The following is a 24,707-nucleotide window of genomic DNA, read 5'->3' on the forward strand; positions in this document are numbered from 1 at the left end:
CGTAGGCTTTACACCATGCTTAAGGGGATTTTATTTTGGCTGCAAAAGTGTTCTTATTTGTAGAAAAAGACCTTTAAGTTTTCGTTATTATCAAGAGTTGCTAATAAAATATCGTTCACGTCGGCATTATATGTTGTTTTGATTTTTTTTTTCAGCCATTCTTCGTCTTTACCGCCCCGATTTAATTCTTTAGAATCAATCTTCCCCTCTTTAATGATCGTTTTAGGAAAATGGAAGGCATTTGTTGCTAGGTGCATATCTGCTGGTGTTACGGCTTCATATTGAGGGTATAAAAACAATGAAATGGTACCACCCGGTTCCCATAATGCAAGGGATACCTTTTGAATATCTTCGACCTTTTCCTTTCTTAATTCCGATAATAAATCATCGATGGAGATTCGGGCCCTTGCTAGGCTTTTGTAAATGATTTGTCCATTTTCGATAAGCGGAAAGGGGGCTGAGTCAAAAAACTTTCGGAGTTTGCCCCACTTAAGGCTCGTAAACACACTAATTATATATAAGATGACTAATGCAAAGGTCGTGATCATTGAGCCCTTCAAACCTAACCGTTCATCAGACAAAGGGTGGGCAAGAATGTTCCCAATAATCAATGCCATTATGAAATCAAGTAATCTTAATTGGGAAATGGACCGTTGCCCCATCAATTTAACCGAAAAAAGTAAGAAGAAGAAGGATATGATGGCTCTTAAAGTCCACTGAATTGCAGTAAGAGTTTCCTGGCTATTAAAAAAATCCACAAAAAATTCACGTCCTTATTTCCTGTAAAGGAGATGTAGTGGTTAGTATGGTGAATTGAGACAACTGGGAGGGTTTAAGCCAGCTCCTTCATAAGTATTACCCAACATTGGCCCTTGGAGACTTTTTTGACTGTTTTCGAAAAATTTATATTAATATAACTACTTTGAAACGTATTGTAATTAAAAATAAACTGATTTAAAATGATATCTTTCCTGAGAAATTTATTTAAAAAAATATCCTTGTATAATATCAGTGATGATGGTCTGATAGTTTCTACCTGGCAGCCGTAATGCCGGACTACAAGGAAGTATGAAAATAGAAGAGATGAACAGGTTTATGTTGGTTCGCATGAAGAGGCTTGATCCACATAACGTTTCAATGAAGGCTCTTACTTTTTCACACTTTCTTCCTACGGCTGAAAGTGTAAAAAGGTGAGGGCTTTTTATATAAAAAATATGAATGGGAAATAATATATCCAAAGGGGATGAAAGCATGTATTTCTTATTGAATATACTAGGTGTTTTGGTTGTAATGGGCATCGTTTACCTTTGTTCACCTAATAAAAGGAACGTTAAGTGGAAAGCCATTCTTACCTTGCTGGTTCTTGAATTACTTATCACATGGTTCATGTTATCCACTAAAATTGGGGCATGGGTAATCAATCTGATCGCTTCATTCTTCACCTGGTTGATTGAATGTGCAAATGAAGGGATTTCTTTTGTCTTTCCTTCACTTATGGCAAATGAACAAGTCGATTTCTTTTTCAGCGCATTGATGCCAATTATCTTCATTATTACGTTTTTTGATGTTTTATCGTATTTCGGTATTCTTACCTGGATCATTGATAAAGTGGGATGGCTCATCTCAAAAGTATCCGGTTTGCCAAAACTTGAAAGTTTCTTTTCGATTCAGATGATGTTCCTTGGGAATACCGAGGCACTTGCCGTTCTCCGCATGCAGCTCAGTGCGATTAAGGATCAGCGTCTATTGACATTTGGAATCATGAGCATGAGCAGCATCAGTGGTTCCATCATTGGAGCCTACCTGTCCATGGTACCGGCAACCTATGTTTTTGTAGCGATACCTTTGAACTGCTTAAATGCCTTGCTGATAGCTAACATGCTGAATCCCGTCGACGTCAGTAAAGAGGAAGACGTCGTTTATGTGCCTTCTAAAGAGGAACGTAAAGATTTCTTTTCCACCATTTCCAACAGTATGCTGGTCGGGGCCAAAATGGTCTTCGTCATCATGGCAATGGTTATCGGCTATGTGGCGTTAACGGCTAGCGTAAACGGCATTTTCGGTTTCTTTGTGGATGGCTTGACCATTCAAAAGATTTTCTCTGTCATTTTTAGTCCATTTGCATTCCTGCTTGGACTATCTGGACAAGATGCCATGTACGTCGCTCAATTGATGGGAATCAAGCTTGCCACGAATGAGTTCGTTGCCTTGCTCGATTTAAAAGATAAAGTCAGTACACTGTCTCCGCATACAGTTGCTGTGGCTGTCACTTATCTGACGTCATTTGCCAACTTCAGTACAGTGGGCATGATTTATGGAACATTCAATTCCATCCTCAACGATGAGAAATCGAACATTATTGGAAGGAATGTTTGGAAACTGCTGGTTAGCGGGATGGCTGTTTCCTTGCTGAGTGCCATGGTCGTTGGATTATTCGTTTGGTGATTTAAAACATGGGCATCCATTTTTATAAATGGATGCTCTCTCTTGTATGAAAAAAGCTGTGCAGGATTTTTCCCATGCACAGCTTTTTCGTTCATTTCGTCAAATAGTTCTCCGTATAATATGGTTTATTTTCCTCATCAAAAGCAACTCCGACACCGAGCGATTCGAAGTCCTTCTGTAATTTGTTTTCCCTGTGGCCAATGGAATTCATTAGGCCCTCGTGGGCAAAAATACTGCTATTCTGACCGGCAGCCAGGTTTTCCCCCGCCATTCGAAAAGTGATTTTGTCATCTTCCATCCGGTCGAAGGGGGATTCCCCTTCAAGGTTTGTATGGTTGAAGTATTGATTCACGGCCATATCTGCACTATGATCCTGTGCCGTGACCTTCACTCGTTTATCCCATGAAAGCACGGAGAGGCCATGATTGACCCGTGATGCATTAGTCAAATCGAATAATTGATATTCAAAGCCCTTCTTTAATCCGGGGCCGGCTTCTGCAAAATAGCCGCTCTTTTGCTTTTCGAGTTCTGCGTCGATGATTTGGATTGCCGTTACTGTATTTTTCTCATGTTTGTCATAAAAAATGGTCACATAGCTATTATCCATTTCAAACATATCGTATTCGCCGCTGTCACTTCGAATCTGGTAATAGACGTTTCCTTTAAGCAGTTTTGTTACAGGCTCCCCCATTTTCCCGGTCACGGTTTCTTTGGGAGTGCCGCGTTTAATGCCTTCCTTCGAGGAAATCAAATCTTGATTCGTATATAAACCAACAACTTTATTGTTGTTATCGTAGGCAACCATAAAGAAATTTTGATAATTTTCGTGATAGGCAAACCAGTCCACGCCATATTCATTCCGCGTATTCCGTTTAGCTTCACCAGCCAATTTTTCTACATCATCCTTCGTGTCGCCAATTTCGATATTACGGACCGAGAAGGATGCATCAGCAGGTGCCTCCAGTGCAGGTTTTTTCACTTTCTCCGTTTCCTGCGATTCTTTTTCAGAAGCGGTATCCAATGTTTCCGTCAACGAGCCAATGAGACTGCTGACTCCAGTACTCAGTTTTTCCAAGCCAGTCGTAACCTCGGGCCCGGTTATAAAGGAACGAACATCCGCTGCAAAGGCACCGAACCCCGCTTTGAATCCAGACTCCTGAATATCTTTACCATATCCATACCATAATCCAGAGAGTAGGAGTATGAGGACCACAATATTAAACAATTTCCGCAAATCGTTCACTCCTGCTCTATCCAGGATATAGAATCCCGATTAATGAAAGATCATCTGCAGCACACTTAAAACAGGCGGGGCACATAACAAAAATACTGAACACAGAATGAGTGTTTGTGAGGCCATTTTTGGAAGCTTTTCCTTCCCTTTTCCCGAATACCAGCCACTGAACTGAAGTTTATTTCTGTACCAGACGAATAATAAAAGCAGTATCGCAATCGAGCCTAGCCAGCCGTACTGATTCACTCCTATGTTGATATATATGCCGTTTACAATGGTCGAAATGATTGTTCCGGCTATCCCGAATATTAATATGATGCGTATCAATTCTAATATGACCCTCATATGTCACTCCTTGGTTTCACCATTATACTTCCTCGTTTACAAAATCAAAAATTTTAAGTTGTGTTATTACATATTATACCAAAAATAAGAAGGGATAAAACGGTGGTGAAATTTATTACTGCGGAAGTTAAATCAGGATCATTCATTATATACAAAAAAAGATTAGCCGCTTCGAGCTAATCTTTTTATTTGGAATTACTTCAATGGATCATTCAATACACTTTCCTCGAGAACCGAAAACTTATCTCCATACACTCTGGTTATGTGATTTTCCCCCCACGTACACAGTGCGGACAGGATACTTTCCAGGCTTTGCCCATACTCACTAAGTTCATATTCCACTTTAGGGGGGACTTGGTTGTAAACGATACGATTGATGACCTCGTCCTTTTCCAACTCCCTCAATTGTTGGGTCAGCATTTTTTGGGTGATGTTCGGCATAAGGCGCTTCAATTCACTGGTCCGCTTTTTTCCGTGGGTCAGATGGCAGAGGATTACGCATTTCCACTTTCCGCCCATTACTTCCAGTGTCGCTTCAACTGATATATTGTATTTCTTTTTTTGCATGATTGGCATACTCTCCTTATTTTATAGGTACTAAAAGGTTCCTATATAACTTTAAAGTACGTACTGTTTTTTATTTGCATTATATCTCATAATAACATTTGCACACCGAATTCCACTGTACCATTTATAAAAAAAGTTGCTTAGGCAATTTCAATGATAGTACAAAATGACAAGAAGGAGAAGAGGATATGATTTCAAATAAAAATAGAAGTACATGGGCATTGCTGGCTTTAGCGATCAGTGCCTTTGCAATTGGAACAACAGAGTTCATCAGCGTGGGATTATTGCCGCTCATTTCTAAAGATTTACACATTACAGTGACGACGGCGGGATTGACGGTTTCCTTATACGCCTTGGGGGTCATGTTCGGGGCACCTATCCTGACATCCCTGACATCGAATATGTCGCGAAAGACTTTATTGCTTTGGATAATGGTCGTGTTCATTGCCGGAAATGCATTAGCGGCTTCTGCGACCACGGTCGGTGTATTATTGATCGCACGTGTCATTTCAGCGCTTGCACATGGTATCTTCATGTCAATCGGCGCTACGATTGCGGCTGATTTGGTCCCTGAAAACCGCAGGGCGAGTGCCATCGCCATCATGTTTACAGGTTTGACGGTGGCAACGGTGACCGGAGTTCCTTTTGGAACCTTCATCGGTCAGCAATTCGGCTGGAGATTCGCTTTCATCATCATTGTGGCAATCGGCTTGATTGCTTTCATCGGAAACGGCATCCTGGTCCCATCCGATTTAAGAAAGGCTGCACGGACCACGTTCCGTGATCAAATCAAATTGGTGACGAATGGCCGATTGCTGCTGGTATTCATCATTACAGCATTAGGGTATGGAGGTACATTCGTTGTCTTCACCTACCTGTCGCCATTACTTCAGGAAGTGACAGGGTTTAAAGAAGGAACTGTCGCCTTGATTTTGCTAATATATGGAGTAGCAATAGCAATAGGAAATACCCTTGGCGGGAAATTCGCCAATCGCAATCCTATTAATGCCCTATTCTATATGTTTCTTATTCAAGCCATTGTACTTGTGGTATTGACTTTCACGGCACCGTTTAAGATAGCCGGGTTAATTACGATCATTTTAATGGGATTGTTTGCATTCATGAATGTTCCGGGGCTTCAAGTGTATGTCGTCATGTTAGCGGAGCGTTTCGTGCCGAGTGCAGTGGACGTGGCGTCAGCCATCAATATTGCCGCCTTCAATGCGGGAATCGCCCTTGGTGCATACTTAGGAGGGGTGATTACGGATTCGATCGGACTGATCCATACAGCGTGGATAGGTGGAGTCATGGTGTTTGCAGCAGTGATTTTAACAGCTTGGAGCCGTGCTTTGGAAAGTAAAGACCGTTCCAAGGGCAATCACAAAATAGCATAGGATTGAAAAAGTGATGCATGTTAGAAAAAGCATGCTATGAGTTTAGAGTATCAATAAGCTAGTATCATTGCATCCCTTCAGCGAATGATGGAAGGTTCCTTGAAGGGATGTAATGATACTGATACTTAAACGCATTACAATCTTAAAACAATGAAGAAAAAATTTGGAGGTAGAGTATAATGGTGAAAAATTTACAAGATACAACGACGTTGCATAATGGAGTTAAAATGCCTTGGTTCGGATTGGGCGTATTTAAGGTGGAAGAAGGACCGGAGCTGGTAAATGCAGTTAAAGCGGCCATTAAACATGGTTATCGCAGTATCGATACGGCTGCCATTTATGAAAATGAAGAAGGGGTCGGACAAGGGATCCGTGAGGGCATAAAAGAAGCCGGTATCTCCAGGGAAGACTTATTCGTAACTTCAAAAGTCTGGAATGCCGATTTAGGATATGAGTCAGCAATTGCGGCTTACGAAAAAAGCTTGAAGAAACTTGGCTTGGAGTACTTGGATTTATATCTTATCCATTGGCCAGTGGAAGGAAAATATAAAGAAGCCTGGAGAGCGTTGGAAACTCTTTATAAAGAAGGGAAAGTAAAAGCGATCGGTGTGAGCAATTTCCAGATTCACCATCTTAAAGATTTACTGGAAGATGCAGAAGTGAAGCCGATGGTCAATCAAGTGGAATGCCATCCGCGTTTAACTCAAAAAGAAGTTCAGGCATTCTGTAAAGAACAAGGGATACAACTTGAAGCGTGGTCACCATTGATGCAAGGTGAACTTCTGGATAATGACGTTTTACAAGCAATTGCGACCAAACATGGCAAATCAGTTGCACAAGTCATTTTGCGCTGGGATATACAAAATGGGATTGTAACGATTCCAAAATCCACTAAAGAACATCGTATTGTAGAAAACTCATCTATATTCGATTTCGAATTGACGGAAGAGGAAATGAACCAAATTGATGGATTGAATCAGAATCACCGTGTTGGTCCAGATCCTGATAATTTCGACTTTTAATCAAGTATGAAAGAGAGGGACGGGATATCCGTCTTTCTCTTTTTTTTAGCTCTTTTCGTAAAGAATGTTGTTTTTAAAACAAAACGATTTAAGGTTGATTGGAGCGCAAGTGCGAGACTCCTGCGGGAGCAGCGGGACAGGTGAGACCAAACAGGAGTTTACGCCGAGGAGGCTCACCGCCCGCCCCTCGGAAAGCGAGCATCTGGAGGGGGAATCAACCACACCGCTTTACTTGGAAAATAGCAACAAAGTATGCGAAAACAGCCTTTTTTTATTGGATCTCCGCATTGGTGGGGATGGGAAAGCTGTACCAACAGACGATGTTGTTTACAAGGAAAGATTCGGGAATCTGATTAGTTGACACAGAATTCATCAGATGATATAAATGCATGTGCATGCATTATATAAAAAAGGAGATAAAAAATTATGAATGATTTATTTTCACCTTATCGCATAAAAGAACTTGAACTTAAAAATAGGGTCGTCATGCCGCCGATGTGCCAGTACTCCGTCGAAGCGGAAGATGGTATACCAACAAACTGGCACCAGCAACATTATGTAAGCAGGGCAGTTGGCGGCACGGGATTAATTATAGTGGAAATGACCGATGTGGAGCCTGATGGGCGCATTTCGAATCGTGATCTTGGATTATGGTCCGACGACCAAATTGGAGCTTTCTCCAACATCGTTAAGGAAGTTCATCAATACGGTGCAAAAATCGGGATACAAATTGCCCATGCAGGCCGTAAAGCGGAGGATGCCGAAACTCCGGTGGCACCATCAGCCATTGCGTTTGATGAAACATACAAAACACCAAGAGCTTTAGAAACGGAAGAAGTGAAGGAAATGGTCGATAAATTCCGGGCATCGGCCAGAAGGGCTGTTACAGCAGGATTTGACGTAATCGAATTACATGGTGCACACGGGTATTTAATCCATCAATTCACATCACCGCTTACGAATAAACGTGATGACGAATATGGAAAAGACCTGACCAAATTTGGAGTGGAAGTCATTAAAGCAGTGAAAAGCGAAATGCCTGCCGACATGCCTTTAATCATGCGCATTTCTGCAAAAGAATACGTTGAAGGCGGATATGGCATTGAGGAAAGCATTGCCTTTTCACAAGTCTTTAAAGAAGCGGGCGTCGATATGTTCCATGTAAGCTCTGGAGGAGAAGGCCCGATTGGAGCAGAAGGAAGACCTGGTACCCATGCTAGCTATCAAACTCCGTTGGCCAGGGAAATCAAAAATGCATTGGATATTCCCGTGATTGCTGTAGGTCGATTAGATGATCCGATTCTTGCAAATTCAATCATTGGCAATGAAGAAGCGGATTTGGTTGCCGTCGGCAGAGGAATGCTGCGAAACCCTTATTGGGCACTTGAAGCATCTAAAGCTTTGAATATAAAAGCGGAAATCCCTAAACAATATCAACTGGGATTCAAGCATTGATACGGATTTTTTTAAAAACGCCGGCGAATATTATATTCGCCGGCGTTTTTTAATTCTGGCCTAGAGTAGGGATAGGGATCGTAGCCATTTATTCGATCTCCTTTGGTATTCTGATAGCGGCTTTGAAGATAATTTCTGAAAATAAATGCATGGCATGAGGGAATTTTCATCAGCGAATCCATTACGTGATGTTTAACTGGAAATTTTGCTATAATGAAAAAGATAAATCAAACGATAATTCGAGGTGCTAATTATGGAAGAAATCAAAATCATTACAACTGAAGAAGTGGAAGCTAAGCTTGAGGCAGGAGAAGCGATGGAACTTGTCGATGTTCGTGAAGACGAAGAAGTGCAAGAGGGAATGATCGAAGGCGCGAAACATATTCGCATGAATGACATCCCGGCGAATCTTGACTATTTTGATAAAGAAAAAGAATATATTTTTATCTGCCGTTCAGGACGCCGCAGTGAAAATGTATGCCATTATCTTCAGGAACAAGGATATAAAGTGGCAAACATGGTTGGCGGAATGCTTGAATGGGACGGCGAAGTCATCGTTAAGTGAAGTTCTTCAAAAAGACCTGTTACTTTTGTAAGCGTAAATCCAAGAATGTGACGGCTTATTTGAATGAAGAAAGAAAAAAGATCATGGTTTGTTCACAGTGCCGTGAATATGCGGAAAGACGCGCATATTTAAAGGCGTGAAAAAAAGAGCCCTTTCATCATGAAAGGGCTCTTTTTTCTGTGTGAACCTCACCTGACGGGAATGCAAAAATTATATGTTAAAATTAGGATGTCGAAATCAGAAAATATAGAAAAAGGAGAGTGGAAGAATGAATGTTCATAAAATAGCGGTCATTGCGGGTGACGGGATTGGCCCTGAGGTGATTAATGAGGGTGTAAAGGTACTTAAGGAAGTGGCTGCAATTGCCGGGGATTTTTCTTTCGAGTTCACCTATTTTCCATGGGGCTGTGAATATTACCTTGAGCACGGCAAAATGCTACCCGACGACGGACTGGAACAACTGATGAAGTTTGACGCCGTGTATCTTGGGGCTGTCGGTTACCCTGGTGTCCCGGACCATATTTCCTTACGTGAACTTCTGCTTAAAATCAGAAAGGGATTTGACCAATATGTGAATGTTCGACCCGTTAAATTACTTCAAGGTGCACCCTGTCCATTAAAAGACGTGACTCGTGACCAAATCGATATGGTTGTCATCCGTGAAAACAGTGAAGGGGAATATTCCGGTGCAGGTGATTGGCTATTTAAAGGCAAGCCGGAAGAAGTGGTGCTGCAGACGGGGGTCTTTTCTCGAAAAGGGACGGAGAGGATCATCCGTTATGCGTATGAACTTGCGCGCAAGACGGGCAGGACGCTAACGAGCATAAGCAAGGCGAACGCATTGAATTATTCAATGGTTTTTTGGGATCAGGTTTTTGAAGAAATTGGACAGGAGTATCCGGAAGTAGAAACGAATTCCTATCTGGTCGATGCGGCAAGCATGTATTTTGTCAAACAGCCCGAACGCTTTCAAATCGTCGTCACCTCCAATTTATTCGGTGACATCATCACGGATTTAGGTGCTGCCATTGCAGGCGGGATGGGACTGGCAGCAGGTGCCAATTTAAACCCGGAACGGATTTATCCCTCGATGTTCGAACCGATTCATGGTTCAGCCCCGGATATAGCACATCAAGGCATCGCCAATCCACTTGCGGCCATATGGTCCGCCAGTCAGATTCTCGATTTCTTTGGGCATGAGATTTGGGGTGCAAAAATTTTGGACGTGATCGAACAGGTGATGATCGATAAAAAGGCGCTGACTCCTGATATGGGCGGGGCAGCTACTACAGAAGAAGTCGGGGATGAAGTTGTTGCAATCTTATCCGCGTTCCAAACAAATCAAGTATAAACATTATGATAAATGGGCATCCTGCACAATAACTATCATTATAGTAAAAGGGCGGGGAGAGCCGATGATACAAGTCAAATTATTTGATTATGAGCATGAAAAGGATCTAGAGGACGAAATGAACTTTTTCCTTGAAGACATTCGCGATAATCAAATCGTCGATATCAAATATAATGTCGCCACTACAGGTGAAGAGGAAGAAGAACAGATCTATTGTTTCAGTGCGATGATCATTTATAAGAAAAAATAAAGGCCGGCCGGCAAGGCCATAACATTCATATCAGACTACCTATTGCTGCAAGGCGGGCAATCCAAGGTAGTCTTTTTTTCGTTACTTCCCGGGATGAGCGGTGTCCAGAACCTTCCGGGCGCAATGGCGTTAACCCGGATGCCTTGATCGACAAGACTGTTTGCCAAGGCACGGGTAAAACCAATATTGGCCCCTTTAGTCGCCGTGTAATCAATTAATTGCATATTCCCATTAAACGTCACGACAGAAGATGTATTAATGATGGAGGACCCAGCTTTTAGATGGGGAAGGGCAGCACGGGTCGTGTAGAAGTGGGAATAGATATTGACTTTAAAGGTATCATCGAATTGCTCATCCGTAATATCAAGCAAGCTTAATTGCTGAAATTGAATACCGACGTGGTTACAGAGAATATCGAGCTTTCCAAATGTTTCGATGGTGTCTTCCACGGTATTGATGCATTGCTGCTCCTCGTTTTGTGCCGTATTATCCCGTGATTTAAGGGTTAACATAAAAAAAGGAAAATGTATGAAGAACGGAGTCTGCTGAATTGGGCTGCCTTGGTCTTTCAATGAGTGGACTAAAAGCAGACTCAATTCGACTTAACGAAATTCCCGATCAAAACAGATAACATTAGGAAAAAATGACTATATTCTTCTATGAATTTTACAAATACGGAGATAATGGTTAAAGTTAAACATAATACATAGTGCGGATTGGTGTATTTAAAGGAGAGATCCATTTTGGGTAATAAAATGATACAACTACTAGAAAAAATACAGCAATCGGATGGTGGCCATATTTTATACTGTTTTAATGAATTGGAAGCCTACATTGAAAATGAGGCAACTTTCATCATTGCCGGTGTTGAACAGGGTGACCATATCCTGGTCGTCGAAAATGACCGTATCTTTCCTTTCGTGTATAAGAAATTGCAGCTTCATTTAAATGAGGAGCAATTGGAGCAAGTGCATCTTATGAATAATTTTGATTTTTATTGTTTTCATGGAGACTTCCATCCGTCAACGATGGTTAATTATTTTTTGGAAAATATCGATACATTCACTAAACGAAATCAGCACGTACGGACTTGGGGCCATGTTGAATGGGGCCATGACGATCAAGTCAGCTTAGCGATAGGCGAATATGAAAAAGGAATCGACAAACTGATCAAGGAACAAGGATTGATTTCCGTTTGTGCATACGATGACTGCAGAATGCCTGCCGAGCTTAAATCAAACTTGATCAAGCATCATGGGGTCTTGATAACCGATGAAAAAATCACGATGTTGGCAAACGGATAGAATAAAAGGGGCGAGTTATTTGGAAAGTTTTACTGAACGGGTAATTACTATCATACAGCATATCCCTTCCGGTAAAGTGATGACATATGGTCAAATCGGACAGCTCGCCGGTAGTCCGCGCGGTGCAAGGCAGGTCGTAAGGATCCTTCATTCAAGCAGCAAAAAACATGACCTTCCTTGGCACCGGGTAATAAATGCCAAGGGAGAAATCGGCATAAAAGCAGAGGGCGCCGCAGAACACCAGAAGGCGATGCTCGAGAGTGAAGGCATCACATTCACGGAACGAAATACCATTGACCTCGAAGTTTTCCGCTATCATCCAGAAATATTTTAAACGGGAAAGCCGGATAAAAGAGGCGGCGCGGGTGCGGACGGCCCAAATAACGGCGCCTATGCCAGGGATTGAAGCCTAACAAACACCGAAATGATGTATAGACTTACGAAAGCGCATTAAAAGAGGCTGATCCAAGCGGATCAGCCTCTTTTTAGGAATCATGAACGGGCATGTATGGCAGCATTCATACCGGCTAGTCTTCCGGTTACTAATGCCGATGTGATATTATAGCCGCCTGTGTATCCGTGTATATCCAGAATTTCACCGCAGAAATACAGTCCGTCCATCAGTTTGGATGCCATTTCTTTTGGGTGTATTTCTTTGACGGATACGCCGCCGCCCGTGACGAAGGCTTTTTCTAGCGGCTGGGTGCCGTGTACTCCGAATTGGAAGTCCTTGCATAGTTCTGCAAAGCGGCGGATTTTTTCATTTGATATCGTCGCTCCTTGTTCTTGAAGGTCGATGCCGCTTCGCTCAAGCAGAAAGTGAAGGTATCGTTCAGGAACTAAACCTTTTAAGGTATTTTTAATGGCTTTTTTCGGTTCGGCTTTAATTTCCTTCATGATGTCTTGAAAGACCTCTTCCTTGTTTCGGTCCGGAAGGGCATCGAGTTTCATTGTCACTTCCGACAGGTTCCATTTTTTCATCGCTTTCACGACGAATTGGCTGCATCTTAGAACAGCTGGACCGGAGACGCCAAAATGGGTGAAGAGCATATCCATTCGGTGTGTGATCAGGGCCTTGCCCTTTGGGTTAAGGACACTCAATGAAACATCGCGAAGTGCGAGACCTTGGAGTGTTCGATCTTTAATGAATGTTTCATGGCTAAGTACGGGAACTTCAGTTGGAAACAGTTCGGTAATCGTATGCCCCGCCTTTTTAGCCCATGCGTAGCCATCGCCGGTCGAACCGGTGTGGGGAACCGATTTCCCGCCGACTGCAATCACGACTGCATCTGTATCAATGGTTTGTCCATCTTTCAACCGGACACCGCTTGTTTTTCCATGTTCATAGAGAACTTCCGCTACTGGAGAGTTCTTATAGATCGTTACTTTTAAACTAGACAAGCGCGTCAGAAGGGCATCCACGACACTTTGCGCTTTATCGTTGACAGGGAACATCCGGCCATGGTCCTCTTCTTTAAGGGCCACGCCCAATTTTTCAAAGAATTGAATAATGTCTTCATTATTGAACTCTGAGAAAGCACTGTATAGAAATCGCCCGTTTCCAGGGATATGCTGAATGATTTCATCGATTGAGAGCCTGTTCGTCACGTTGCAGCGTCCGCCGCCAGAGATGGCTAGCTTCCTGCCAAGCTTCTCGCCCTTATCCACTAACAATACATGGGCCCCTTTTTCCCCGGCAGCTATTGCTGCCATCAATCCGGAAGGACCGCCGCCAATTACCACTACATCATATTTCAAATTGATCACCACTTTATCATTTTCAGTCCCTTCATTATATAGCAAGAGCCCGTCAGATTGCGAATGTAGATAAAAAGGAATTATTTGTTTGTGTATTATCTTCGAAAACGATAAACTTGAGTGTAGTTTTCTATAGAAAAAATACTTTAATATGATAAGATAAAGAGCGTGTGAAACGTAACTGACAGAGGCAGGAAGGGATTAGATGTCATCTAAGTTTTTAAAAGGGGCTTTTATATTAACGCTGGGAGCGATCATTTCCAAGGTACTTGGTTTATTTTACGTCATCCCATTTGAACATATGGTTGGGAATAAAGGGGCTACCCTTTATCAATATGGGTATGTTCCATATACCATTTTCATTAGCTTTGCAACGGCAGGCATGCCGCTTGCTGTTTCAAAATTCATTTCGAAGTATAATGCGCTTGAGGAGTACGCCGTCGGTGAGAAGTTATTTAAATCGAGCCTGAAATTAATGCTAGTAACCGGTTTTCTCGCTTTTTTGATTCTCTATACGATGGCACCATTGTTCACTGGAGTCTTTGGGGTCAGGCAGGAAGATGTCAGAGATGTCACGGAGATCATACGTGCAGTCAGCTTCGCCTTGATTTTTGTACCGTTCATGAGCATCATCCGCGGCTTCTTTCAAGGTCATGAGGCGATGGAGCCAACGGCCATATCTCAGGTAATCGAACAAATTGTCCGCATCGTGTTCCTTTTGGCCGGTGTGTATGTTGTTTTGAATGTCCTGGATGGAGAGTTAGTGAGAGCCATCCAAATAGCTACCTTCGCGGCGACGGTCGGGGCTGTCGGCGGTTTAGTGGTGTTATTTTGGTATTGGAAAAAACAAAAACCCCATTTGGACAGCTTGATGAAGAAAGACCGGGGGACGATGGACATTTCCCTTAAGGAGATCTATAAAGAAATATTTCTATCATCGATTCCTTTCATATTCGTCGGAATCGCGATGCCAATGTTTCAGTTTGCGGACTTATTGTCCTTCAATAAGGCAATGTCGTCCATCGGGTTGCAGCATGTCGCAGAAGATGCCCTTGGGGTGTTGAATGTATATGCCCAGAAGCTTGTCTTGATTCCGATGACGCTTGCAACCGGGTTTTCAATGGCGCTTCTCCCTTCGGTGACGAAGGCATATGTAAGCGAGGATTCGGAAGAGTTAAACCGCCAGCTGAACCAAGCTTTCCAAATTTTGTTGTTCATTACGATTCCGGCGGTCGTTGGCATGTCGGTGCTGGCAGATCCGATCTATAGTGCCTTTTACAGCCATGATCCACTTGGAATCAGTGTATTGAAGGCATATGCGCCCGTTTCCATCTTGTTTGCGCTTTTTTCCGTTTCGGCGGCGATTTTACAAGGGATCAATCAGCAAAAATATACGGTGCTCAGCCTGCTTGTGGGCTTTTTAATCAAATTGAGCTTGAATATCCCGTTAATCAAGTTGTTTGAAACGGAAGGCTCCGTTTATGCTACGGCATTCGGCTACTTGGCTGCTGTGCTGCTGAATTTGTATGTCATTACCTACTTTACTGGATATCGTTACAGCCTTACCATCAGAAGATCTGTGTTGATCAGTGTTTTTTCAGTGATAATGGGACTGGCTGCATGGGGCATGAACAGTTTATTATCGCTGTGGCTGACAACGGAAGGGCGATTCCAGGCGATCTTGATCGTGGCCGTTTGTGCAATTCTTGGAGCGCTCATTTATGCGGCGCTTTCCTTGAAAAGCAAACTTGCCCATCGTTTATTCGGTGCCCGGATCGATCGGTTAAAAGCTAAATTAGGATTATAAGCTGGAAGTTTGATGTGTAAAAAAAAGGGTATTGAATGGTGAATCCCCAAATTAAAATATCGTGGCCTTGCCTGTCATTAAAGTGGGCAAGGCTTTTTATGGAAAAGGCTTTAGGAGGAAACGATGAGAATTGATAAGATTTTATCCAATATTGGTTATGGCAGCAGGAAAGAAGTGAAAAAGCTCCTGAAATCCGGCGCCGTCAAGGTCAATGACAGGCTGCTCAAGGATCCGAAGGAACAAGTGGACCCTGACACGGAAATCGTGACGGTTCATGGTGAACGGGTTGAATACAGGGAATTCATTTATTTAATGATGAATAAACCGCCAGGCGTATTGTCGGCAACGGAAGACAACTACCAAGAAACGGTCATTGATATCTTGGAGCCGGAAGATTCGGTTTTCGAGCCATTTCCTGTAGGCCGTCTTGATAAGGACACAGAAGGTTTATTGCTGATCACGAATGACGGAAAACTTGCCCACCAACTGCTTTCCCCGAAAAAACATGTCCCTAAAACATATTTTGCGGTCATTGATGGTGAAGTGACGGAACGGGATATCGAGGCATTCCGCAACGGCGTGACCTTGGATGATGGATATGAAACAAAACCAGGTGAATTGAACATTTTAAAATCAGGTCTGACATCGGATATCGAGCTGACGATCATGGAAGGGAAGTTCCATCAGGTGAAGCGGATGTTTGAGGCCGTTGGCAAACGTGTCGTCTACCTAAAGCGTCTTTCCATGGGGAGTTTACAGCTTGATGAGGAACTTGAGCTTGGTGAATACCGTGAGTTGACGGCGGAGGAGCTTGAACAGTTAAAGGCGGGCCAACCGGCTGAATGATATATGGACACAAAAAATGAGGCGGACAAAAATTGTCCGCCTCAAAGTATTTTACATATCGATCTTGTTCGGGTGGTCGTTCATTTTACGATGACATCTTCACCTTTTTACTTGTTGTCGTCCAAAGGCCTCGGCTTGGGCTTTGAACAAGGTCATTGTATGCTAAGACATTTAAATCGCGCTGCACAGTTCGAGGAGTGATGCCAAATTCTTCTACAAGCTCTTGAGTAGAAACCGTACCGTTATTACTAATGAACATATAAACGGATTTAATACGGGTTAACATGCGATTTGTTGAAGGTTTCAAAAAATCACTCCTTATTCTTTTCATTGTTATTTTGAACAAATGAAAACAACCGATATGTCGGACAGCATTTCAGCTGTCACTATGTACTTGCTATACCCACCCTATAACTCCTCGGAAACATTTAGAAAAAATAAGATGTCATTAGCTTCATTCTACCCCTTTGCAAAAGCAAATTCTAGGAAAAGATACTAATTGACTAAATATTACATTTATTATATCAAATTTTAACAAAAGTATTCTTTATACATATACAAAAATTAATAAAGAGTTGTTCCATTTATTCTTGATCATATTTTGCCAATACAGGACGCTTTATATGCATTTCAACATTCGAGATGTCACACAACACGAACGTTGACTTTTAAGGAATATACATGTTACTTTCCTTAAAATGATCATAAATCGTAATTACTACGCTTTGTGTATGAATAGGTGCTTGATGGCTTGCTGTTACGATGTCATAATGAGGTATCGGGCAGTATAGATTTTTCATACATATCTAAAAGGATTTAAATATAAACCAATTCGAGGTAGAGCCATATGAACGAAAGATTAATGGAGTTTTTATTGCGCGACGAAGTAACCAGACTTTCTGGTGTCAAAAAACAAGTGTATGAATTCATCGTGAACGAAGAAGATTATCTTGCATCGAAGGCGGACACGGTCGATCAATTCATGAGATTGCTGGTAAAGCATTCCCCTCCCAGGCTCGCAGCCCGTCATTTCAATATGTCTTATGGGGAAATCATTCGTTTCATGAATGAAATAGAAGATGAACTGAATGAAAGATTAGAAGAAAGATGCAAGAAAGTAAAATGGATGGACTTCACGGAAAAGGACCAGCAGGCATTTGTGGAATATCATCGAAAGTTATATCTATTCGTAAATTAATTGGATCAATGAAAATGCCCTGTATGAAAGGGCATTTTTTTATTTGTCCGGAACCGTTAATCGGAAATCCAGCACCAGTTGATTGAAACGGAAGGCACGAAACTCCTGCGGGAAAAGCGTGTCTAAGGGAGACCCCGCAGGCGCAAAGCGCCGAGGAGGCTCCCGGACCGCCCGCGGAAAGGGAGTGCCTGGAGAGGAAATCAGCGATCCCATTTTACAAACTCACAAAAAAACTGTAGTCAAACAATGATTATCTAGTTTGTATACAAAAGCAGCTCCATCTTTTAAAACAAAGTTGATTGAAACGGAAGGCACGAAACTCCTGCGGGAAATGCGCGTCCAGGGGGGACCCCACAGGCGCATAGCGCCGAGGAGGTTCCCGGACCGCCCGCGGAAAGGGAGTGCCTGGAGAGGAAATCAGCGTTCGCATTTTACAAACTTACAAAAAAACTGTAGGCAAACAATGATTATCTAGTTTGTAGACAAAAGCAGCTCTATCTTTTAAAACAAAGTTGATTGGAGCGGAAGGCGCGAGACTCCTGCGGGAAAAGCGTGTCTAAGGGAGACCCCACAGGCGCAAAGGCGCCGAGGAGGCTCCCGGACCGCCCGCGGAAAGGGAGTGCCTGGAGGTGAAATCAACGATCGAATTTTAAAAACCTCAAGAAAAAACGAGAACCATACTACTGTATAGTTCCCGTTTTTTCTTGCTTTTAAGAAAGAATCAAATGTGTGTCGGTATCTTTAAACGAAGAGATGAAATCTTTATGTAAATGATCGTCAGTGATGATGTAATCGATTTTATCCAGTGGCGATATCCCGATGGTCACGTCTTTCCCGAACTTTGTGCTATCAGCGGCAACATAGACTTCTTGAGATAAATCTATGATTTTTTTTCGTGTATTCGCTTCTTCTAAATTATAGTCGGATATGCCTTTTTCAACGGTTATGCCACTCGCACAAATGAATGCTTTCGAAATATTCAACTCACTAAAGTTGAATAAGTATTCAAATGCAACAATGGATTGTTCATTTCGCCTGACTTTCCCCCCTATGATCAAAATCTCGATATCGCTATGAATGAGCTCATTTATAACTGGGATCGAACTGGTTATCACGGTCAGTCTCTTTTTCTGTTTTATATATTTAGCGATTTGATAGGTTGTCGAACCACTATCGATATAAATGCAATCCCCATCGTTAATATACTCACTGCATTTTTGGGCGATGGTTTCCTTTTCTTCTAATTGACTGAACATCCGTTCATCTATTGTCGACTCTCCAAACTTCGATTGAACCAGCTTGACGCCGCCGTAGATCTTTTCTATTTTTCCTTGCTTTGTAAGAAGGTTCATATCCCTTCTGATGGTTTCGATGGAAACTTGCAGTTCTTCAGTAAGCTCGGCAATCTTCATAACTTTTCTAATCGTTAATAACTCGATGATCTTCTTTTGCCTTTCAAGAGGAAGCATAAGTTTCACCCGCCTATTCTTCATATCTTTCTTCCTGGTAATCATTTTAAGTGTACTGTGTACCATAAATATATTCAACAAGTAGATGATAATAATATCACTAGTTGGTCAAAAGTTAGTATAAAGTTAGTAAAGAAATGTTCAATATTTACAGAGTATTTACAAAAAACTCAAATTCGTTTTACAAATGGCTTTTATACTAAGGGTGTATTAAAGGAGGTGAACGGTTTGCTAAAATTACAAAATATTAGCAAGCAATTCGATGGAAAATCAGTTTTGGATAATATAAATCTTGAAATTAAAACGGGGGAGATCGTTTCACTATTAGGACCAAGTGGAAGCGGCAAAACTACTTTATTACATATAATTTTGGGCTTGACGGGTATCAATCATGGAAAAATCATTTTCAATGATGCCGATTTGAGTAACGTGCCCATGAAAGACCGGGGATTTAATATCGTTTTCCAGGATTACGCTCTTTTCCCGCATTTAAACGCCTATGAAAATATCGTTTATGGATTGAGGAACAGGAAGGGATCCGTTTCCAAGGAAGAGCTTCAGGAATACATCGATTTCCTGGAATTAACACCGCATTTGAAAAAAAGGATCAGTGAATTATCCGGGGGTCAGAAACAAAGGGTTTCGATCGCAAGGACTCTGGTGATGAAACCGAAGATCCTCTTACTTGATGAGCCCCTGAGTGCTTTGGATGGTGTGATCAAGGAATCGATAAAGGAACGCATCAAATCCATTGCCCGGGAATATAAGCTGACGACAATCATAGTGACACATGACCCGGAAGAGGCTTTGACGATGTCCGATAAAATTCTGATCATTAATCAAGGGAATATTTCTCAATTTGGATCACCACAAGAGATCATCAATCAGCCAGCCAATGATTTTGTTAAGCAATTCATTCTTAAGCAACTGGAGATCAAGAGAGAAAACATTTATAACTTATTCGGTGAAAAGTATGCCTGATGTAAAACCGGCAATGAGAGTCATTTATATACCTATCTTACTGCTATTTGCCGCTTTTCTTTTCTTGCCGCTTGGCACATTGTTCGTCCGTTCTTTTGAAACGGCTGATGGAATCAATCTCTCGAACTATCTAACGGTCCTTTCGAATGCAGAGCTGATGAAGTCGTTTGGAAACAGCGTGAAAATTTCGGGTCTCACAGCCGTCATTACGACCATTTTAGCCTTTTTCCTGGCCTATTCCATCCATTGCACCCGATTATATAGGCCGTTAAAAAGTGTAATTAAAACTGGGATCCTAATTCCAATGCTGCTGCCGACAATCACATTCGGGTTTGCGATCATCTACTCTTTCGGCAATCAAGGTATCATAACGAAGATTTTTGGAAGGAATCTATTCGATATATACGGATTTAATGGATTATTGATAGGTTATGTGATTTATACATTGCCATCAGCTTTTCTACTCATTAATAATGCCTTCAAGTACATGGATAAAAAGTTCATCATCGTTTCAAAATTAATGGGTGACGGAACGATAAGAAGTTTCATGAATACGATCATACGGCCATTGGCGGGAACTTTGGGTGGAGCTTTTGTACTTTCCTTCATCTTGAGCTTTACCGATTTTGGGATACCGGCTTCGGTCGGCGGGACTTACTCCGTTGTTGCGACGCAACTGTATCAAGTCATGCTGGGTTCAATCCCTGATTTCAATAATGGTGCAGTGATTGCCATTCTCATGCTCATTCCGGTAGTATTCAGTGTTTTCCTATTAAACTATCTCGAAAAACTGAACTTTCATTATGACAAGTTCAGCGATATCGAATTGACGCAGCATAAAGGGAGGGATATATGTTTTGGGGGTATCTCGCTGCTGGTCTTATTAGGGATGCTTTCAGTATTTGCGGTCATGTTCATTGCACCATTTTTAACTAGTTTCCCTTACGACCTCTCGTTCACCTTAAAGCACTTTATCGACACATTCCAATCGAGCGATTTAACGGCAGTCTATAAAAACTCCTTATTCGTCGCCTTGATGACGGCCGTACTGGGAACGTTCATCGCCTTTAGCTCGGCTGTTTTGAATGTCCGGACGCCCCTTAAGGGGAAATCGTCAATGGATGTCATTTCGATGTTGACGAATACAGTACCGGGAATGGTGTTGGGTTTATCGTATTTGCTGCTGTTCAACGGCAGCAGCTGGAAGGGGACCTTTGCCATCATCATTCTATGTAACATGGTCCATTTCTTTACGACACCCTATTTAATGGCGAAGAACGCTTTATCCAAAATGAACCCTGCTTGGGAAACCACAGGGAATCTATTGGGGGATAGCTGGATCAGGACAATCTATCGTGTCATCTTGCCTAACTCGGCATCCACGGTCATCGAGATGTTCAGCTACTATTTCATCAATAGTATGGTGACGATCAGCGGAATCATCTTTTTGGTCACCGCCCAAACCACATTAGTGGCCAGTAAAATTAAAGAGCTTCAGCATTTTGCCAAATTCAATGAAATATTCATCCTGTCTTTACTTATCTTTTTTACAAATCTAGTCGTGAAACTGCTTTGTGATCATTATCAAAAACGACAATTCAAACATTAATGAGGGGGATATTATGTTTAAAACGATGAAGATAGCCTTACTGTCTCTAGTTGCTTTAGGTTTGGTATTTGCATTGGTGGGCCGTAACAGCGGCAAAGCGGATGAAGAAAAGGTGGTCATTTATACGAATGGTGATGAAGAAGCCACTGCAGCAATGGAGACTTCCCTGAAAGATGCCGGATACGAAGGGAAATATGTCCTTCAATCATTAGGCACATCTGAATTAGGAGGGAAACTGCTGGCAGAAGGCGCTGAAATCGAGGCCGATGTCGTGACGATGAGTTCCTATTTCATCGAAAGTGCCCAAGATCAGCACTCCATGTTTAAGGACCTGTCATTCAGTACAAAAGCATTGGAACAACATCCTGCCTATTATACGCCGATTTTGGCAAATACCGGTTCCGTTTTTGTGAATACGGAAGTTCTCAAACAAAAAGGCCTGCCGATGCCTACCACGATTAAGGATTTAACAAAGCCGGAATATAAAGGGCTCGTTTCAATTCCTAACATCCTGGACTCTTCAACAGGGTGGCTGTTAGTTCAAGCAATAATCAGTCAATACGGTGACGCAGAAGGGAAAAAGGTTCTTCATGACCTAATAGCAAATAGCGGTCCGCATCTTGAGAGCTCAGGTTCAGGTCCAATCAATAAAGTGCAAGCAGGGGAAGTGGCTGCCGGTTTTGGTTTACGCTATCAGGCCGTGATGGCTAAAGAGTCGGGCTTACCGATCAAGTTTGTCGATCCGATTGAGGGGAATTTCTCCTACACGGAATCCGTAGCTGTCGTGAATAAAGATAATGAAGCTAAAACAAATTTAGCGATGAAAATGGCAGAAACGATCAGTAAAGATGCTAGAGAAGAACTGTTGGAACATTACCCGGTCGCACTTTATGAAGGTGAAAAGGTAACGGAAAAGAACAAACCGGCCCACCCTAAGAAATTCAAGCAGCCCCTAACGGTCGAATTATTAAAACAGCATCAAGAGTTCTTTAAATCAGCACAATGATAAATACAGTGAGGAGTGAAGGAAAATGAATACATATAAACTTTTAACGCCTGGACCGCTGACCACTACAAGTACGGTGAAACAGGAAATGCTTGTTGACCGCTGTACGTGGGAAAATGATTATAAAGAAATCACGCAAAAAATCAGAGCCCAGCTTCTTGAATTGGCATATGCTGCGAACGGGGAATATACGGCTGTACTTATGCAGGGAAGCGGATCGTTTGTTGTAGAATCAGTGCTGACGACTGCACTTTCAAAATCCGATAAAGTGCTGATCATAACGAATGGCGCATATGGAAAAAGGATTGTGAAAATGGCCGAGTGCATCGGACTGAATCATGTGGAATATGGCGTTGAGTACAATGAATTTCCAAAGGAGACTGAAATCCGGAACATTTTACTGGATGATAGTGACATTACACATATTGCAATGGTTCATTGTGAAACGACGACAGGGATGTTAAATCCGATAGAAATGGTTGCTGAGATATCAAAGGAACAAGGGAAAACCTTGATCATTGATGCGATGAGCAGCTTTGGCGGAGTGGACATGAATGTACCTGAACTCGGAATTGATTATTTGATCAGTAGTGCAAATAAATGCATTCAAGGAATCCCTGGTTTTGGTTTCGTCATTGCAAAGCTTGATAAATTGTTGGCTTGTGAAGGCAATGCCCGCAGTTTGTCCCTGGATTTATATGATCAGTGGAAAGAGATGGACAAGGATGGGAAATGGCGTTTCACATCTCCTACACATGTAGTGGCCGCGTTTGCTAAAGCGTTGGAAGAATTAACGGAAGAAGGCGGCATTCCAGCCAGATTCGCCCGCTATAAAAATAATAATGATAGGCTGAGGGAGCTGATGGGTAATTTGGGCATTCAGGCATATATCTCACCTGATAGACAATCACCCATCATTACAACATTCCTTTTTCCTGATGAAACCTTTAATTTTGGGGACTTCTACAATTTTATCAAAGAGAGGGGTTACGTAATATACCCTGGAAAGCTGACTGACATAGATACATTCCGAATCGGCAATATTGGTGAAATCCATGAAGAAGATATCGAGGAACTTGGCAGGATCGTGGAAAAATATATGAAAGTGGTGACAGTATGAATAAGGTAGAGGGAATCATTTTGGATTGGGCTGGAACAGCTGTGGATTTTGGATGTTTTGCACCAGTGAATGTTTTTGTGGATATTTTTAAGAATGCTGGACTGGACGTGACGATGGAGGAAGCCAGAGCTCCGATGGGCATGCTGAAAATCGACCATATTCGTGCGATGCTGACCATGCCAAGGATATCTTCATTATGGGTAGAACAATACGGAAGGCCATTCAATGAGGAAGACGTTGAAAAACTATATGCTGAATTCGAACCGGCACTGATGATGTCATTGGCGGATTATACAGATCCAATACCAGGGGTTATCGAGACAGTGGAAGTGTTAAGAAACCGTGGCCTGAAGATTGGGTCGACAACTGGTTATACGGATACAATGATGGAGGTCGTCGTAGCAAATGCTTTGAAAAAAGGGTATCGGCCGGATTTCCATGTCACCCCGGATGCAACCCATTCGATTGGAAGGCCTTACCCTTACATGATATATCGGAATATGGAAAAATTGAAGTTAACCGCATCATGGAAGGTAGTGAAGGTAGGTGATACCATTTCCGATATGCAAGAGGGAGTCAATGCTGGGGTATGGTCGGTCGGAATCATTGTCGGAAGCTCCGAGATGGGATTGAGTTTGAATGAGTATACAAGTTTACCAGAACGAGATAAACAAAATCTCATCTCTAAAACGGCAGACACCTTTATGCAAAACGGGGCAGACTTCACCATCAAAACGATCGAAGAACTGCCTGAACTCATAGATCGAATCAACCTTCTTATACCAGAAGGGAAAAGACCTCGTTCAAGCTAACATTCAGTGCCAGAAAAGTGCAGCATCTTTCATCCTTGAGTAGGAAAGATGCTGCACTTTTTCACTTTTGGACTGATTGTTATCTTGATTCTTTTTATTTCATTTACAAGGTGAGGATAACTTACGCCATCAATCTTTTCGGTAGATAACCATTCGATAGACCAATAAT

The 24,707-nt window shown here is 42.2% G+C and carries 24 protein-coding genes, 1 pseudogene and 1 riboswitch; of the genes and pseudogenes, 17 read left to right on the plus strand and 8 right to left on the minus strand.

Annotated elements, in window-relative coordinates; all coding sequences use genetic code 11:
- Positions 1–53: 53 nt before the first annotated feature.
- Positions 54–758: a DUF421 domain-containing protein gene (locus tag BW986_RS01580; RefSeq protein ID WP_076364494.1), complete on the minus strand. Its 705-nt coding sequence runs from the start codon at positions 756–758 to the stop codon at positions 54–56.
- 220 nt (positions 759–978) lie between these two features.
- Positions 979–1,079, plus strand: a riboswitch (purine riboswitch).
- A gap of 172 nt (positions 1,080–1,251) precedes the next feature.
- Here BW986_RS01580 and BW986_RS01585 point away from each other — a divergent pair.
- Positions 1,252–2,445: a NupC/NupG family nucleoside CNT transporter gene (locus tag BW986_RS01585; RefSeq protein ID WP_076364496.1), complete on the plus strand. Its 1,194-nt coding sequence runs from the start codon at positions 1,252–1,254 to the stop codon at positions 2,443–2,445.
- Positions 2,446–2,536: 91 nt separating this feature from the next.
- Here the strand turns inward: BW986_RS01585 and BW986_RS01590 are convergent, their stop codons facing one another.
- The 3 genes from BW986_RS01590 to BW986_RS01600 all read right to left on the minus strand — a co-directional run bounded on the left by BW986_RS01590 (position 2,537) and on the right by BW986_RS01600 (position 4,591).
- Positions 2,537–3,679: a CAP domain-containing protein gene (locus BW986_RS01590; protein WP_076364498.1), complete on the minus strand. Its 1,143-nt coding sequence runs from the start codon at positions 3,677–3,679 to the stop codon at positions 2,537–2,539.
- 39 nt (positions 3,680–3,718) lie between these two features.
- Positions 3,719–4,024, minus strand: coding sequence for a hypothetical protein (locus BW986_RS01595; RefSeq protein WP_076364500.1), 306 nt, complete (start codon positions 4,022–4,024; stop codon positions 3,719–3,721).
- A gap of 195 nt (positions 4,025–4,219) precedes the next feature.
- Positions 4,220–4,591, minus strand: a complete 372-nt coding sequence (locus tag BW986_RS01600; protein WP_076364502.1) for a winged helix-turn-helix transcriptional regulator — start codon at positions 4,589–4,591, stop codon at positions 4,220–4,222.
- Positions 4,592–4,779: 188 nt separating this feature from the next.
- Here BW986_RS01600 and BW986_RS01605 point away from each other — a divergent pair, with 188 nt between their 5' ends.
- The 6 genes from BW986_RS01605 to BW986_RS01630 all read left to right on the plus strand — a co-directional run bounded on the left by BW986_RS01605 (position 4,780) and on the right by BW986_RS01630 (position 10,628).
- Complete coding sequence (locus BW986_RS01605) at positions 4,780–5,985, plus strand: MFS transporter (RefSeq protein ID WP_076364504.1); 1,206 nt, start codon at positions 4,780–4,782, stop codon at positions 5,983–5,985.
- A gap of 179 nt (positions 5,986–6,164) precedes the next feature.
- On the plus strand, positions 6,165–7,007 hold the full coding sequence (locus BW986_RS01610) for an aldo/keto reductase (protein ID WP_076364506.1): 843 nt from the start codon (positions 6,165–6,167) through the stop codon (positions 7,005–7,007).
- Between the two features lie 426 nt (positions 7,008–7,433).
- A complete protein-coding gene (locus tag BW986_RS01615; protein WP_076364508.1) occupies positions 7,434–8,462 on the plus strand; it encodes an NADH:flavin oxidoreductase/NADH oxidase in 1,029 nt (342 codons plus the stop codon).
- Positions 8,463–8,715: 253 nt separating this feature from the next.
- A complete protein-coding gene (locus BW986_RS01620) occupies positions 8,716–9,027 on the plus strand; it encodes a rhodanese-like domain-containing protein (RefSeq protein WP_034309364.1) in 312 nt (103 codons plus the stop codon).
- 268 nt (positions 9,028–9,295) lie between these two features.
- Positions 9,296–10,378, plus strand: a complete 1,083-nt coding sequence (locus BW986_RS01625; protein ID WP_076364510.1) for a tartrate dehydrogenase — start codon at positions 9,296–9,298, stop codon at positions 10,376–10,378.
- Between the two features lie 64 nt (positions 10,379–10,442).
- Positions 10,443–10,628, plus strand: a complete 186-nt coding sequence (locus BW986_RS01630) for a sporulation protein Cse60 (RefSeq protein ID WP_048682016.1) — start codon at positions 10,443–10,445, stop codon at positions 10,626–10,628.
- An 83-nt stretch (positions 10,629–10,711) separates the two neighbouring features.
- On the opposite strand, the pseudogene BW986_RS01635 reads toward BW986_RS01630, so the two are convergent.
- A pseudogene (locus BW986_RS01635) lies at positions 10,712–11,101 on the minus strand (SDR family oxidoreductase); the annotation flags it as partial.
- 270 nt (positions 11,102–11,371) lie between these two features.
- On the opposite strand from BW986_RS01635, the gene BW986_RS01640 reads away from it, so the two are divergent.
- On the plus strand, positions 11,372–11,932 hold the full coding sequence (locus BW986_RS01640) for an MEDS domain-containing protein (protein WP_081395476.1): 561 nt from the start codon (positions 11,372–11,374) through the stop codon (positions 11,930–11,932).
- A gap of 79 nt (positions 11,933–12,011) precedes the next feature.
- Positions 12,012–12,266, plus strand: a complete 255-nt coding sequence (locus BW986_RS01645) for an MGMT family protein (protein WP_397221676.1) — start codon at positions 12,012–12,014, stop codon at positions 12,264–12,266.
- Positions 12,267–12,424: 158 nt separating this feature from the next.
- Here the strand turns inward: BW986_RS01645 and BW986_RS01650 are convergent, their stop codons facing one another.
- Positions 12,425–13,690, minus strand: a complete 1,266-nt coding sequence (locus tag BW986_RS01650) for a BaiN/RdsA family NAD(P)/FAD-dependent oxidoreductase (RefSeq protein ID WP_076364514.1) — start codon at positions 13,688–13,690, stop codon at positions 12,425–12,427.
- Positions 13,691–13,895: 205 nt separating this feature from the next.
- Between BW986_RS01650 and BW986_RS01655 the strand changes: the two genes are divergently transcribed.
- A complete protein-coding gene (locus BW986_RS01655) occupies positions 13,896–15,497 on the plus strand; it encodes a putative polysaccharide biosynthesis protein (RefSeq protein WP_076364516.1) in 1,602 nt (533 codons plus the stop codon).
- A gap of 123 nt (positions 15,498–15,620) precedes the next feature.
- A complete protein-coding gene (locus tag BW986_RS01660; protein WP_076364518.1) occupies positions 15,621–16,343 on the plus strand; it encodes a pseudouridine synthase in 723 nt (240 codons plus the stop codon).
- 85 nt (positions 16,344–16,428) lie between these two features.
- Here BW986_RS01660 and BW986_RS01665 read toward each other — a convergent pair whose 3' ends face one another.
- On the minus strand, positions 16,429–16,650 hold the full coding sequence (locus tag BW986_RS01665) for a DeoR family transcriptional regulator (RefSeq protein WP_034309346.1): 222 nt from the start codon (positions 16,648–16,650) through the stop codon (positions 16,429–16,431).
- 540 nt (positions 16,651–17,190) lie between these two features.
- Here BW986_RS01665 and BW986_RS01670 point away from each other — a divergent pair.
- Positions 17,191–17,541 carry a hypothetical protein gene (locus BW986_RS01670; protein WP_076364520.1) on the plus strand — a complete coding sequence of 117 codons (351 nt, stop codon included), beginning with the start codon at positions 17,191–17,193 and terminating at the stop codon, positions 17,539–17,541.
- Positions 17,542–18,251: 710 nt separating this feature from the next.
- On the opposite strand, the gene BW986_RS01675 is transcribed toward BW986_RS01670, so the two are convergent.
- Positions 18,252–19,010: a DeoR/GlpR family DNA-binding transcription regulator gene (locus BW986_RS01675; RefSeq protein ID WP_076366237.1), complete on the minus strand. Its 759-nt coding sequence runs from the start codon at positions 19,008–19,010 to the stop codon at positions 18,252–18,254.
- Between the two features lie 228 nt (positions 19,011–19,238).
- Here BW986_RS01675 and BW986_RS01680 point away from each other — a divergent pair, with 228 nt between their 5' ends.
- Genes BW986_RS01680 through phnX form a run of 5 tightly spaced genes read left to right on the plus strand, consistent with a single transcriptional unit; the run spans position 19,239 to position 24,538 of the window.
- A complete protein-coding gene (locus BW986_RS01680; protein WP_076364522.1) occupies positions 19,239–19,991 on the plus strand; it encodes an ABC transporter ATP-binding protein in 753 nt (250 codons plus the stop codon).
- On the plus strand, positions 19,984–21,600 hold the full coding sequence (locus tag BW986_RS01685; RefSeq protein ID WP_076364524.1) for an ABC transporter permease subunit: 1,617 nt from the start codon (positions 19,984–19,986) through the stop codon (positions 21,598–21,600). Before BW986_RS01680 ends, BW986_RS01685 begins: the two co-directional genes overlap by 8 nt.
- A 13-nt stretch (positions 21,601–21,613) precedes the next feature.
- Entirely contained in the window at positions 21,614–22,606 is a 993-nt protein-coding gene (locus BW986_RS01690; protein WP_076364526.1) for an extracellular solute-binding protein, read from the plus strand.
- 25 nt (positions 22,607–22,631) lie between these two features.
- The gene (gene phnW, locus BW986_RS01695; RefSeq protein ID WP_076364528.1) at positions 22,632–23,726 is read left to right on the plus strand and encodes a 2-aminoethylphosphonate--pyruvate transaminase; all 1,095 of its coding nucleotides are present in this window, start codon (positions 22,632–22,634) and stop codon (positions 23,724–23,726) included.
- Complete coding sequence (phnX, locus tag BW986_RS01700; protein WP_076364530.1) at positions 23,723–24,538, plus strand: phosphonoacetaldehyde hydrolase; 816 nt, start codon at positions 23,723–23,725, stop codon at positions 24,536–24,538. The genes phnW and phnX overlap by 4 nt, the downstream gene beginning before the upstream one ends.
- Positions 24,539–24,707 lie beyond the last annotated feature (169 nt).

It is taken from the genome of Peribacillus simplex (assembly GCF_900156045.1).
GTDB lineage: Bacteria > Bacillota > Bacilli > Bacillales > DSM-1321 > Peribacillus > Peribacillus simplex_D.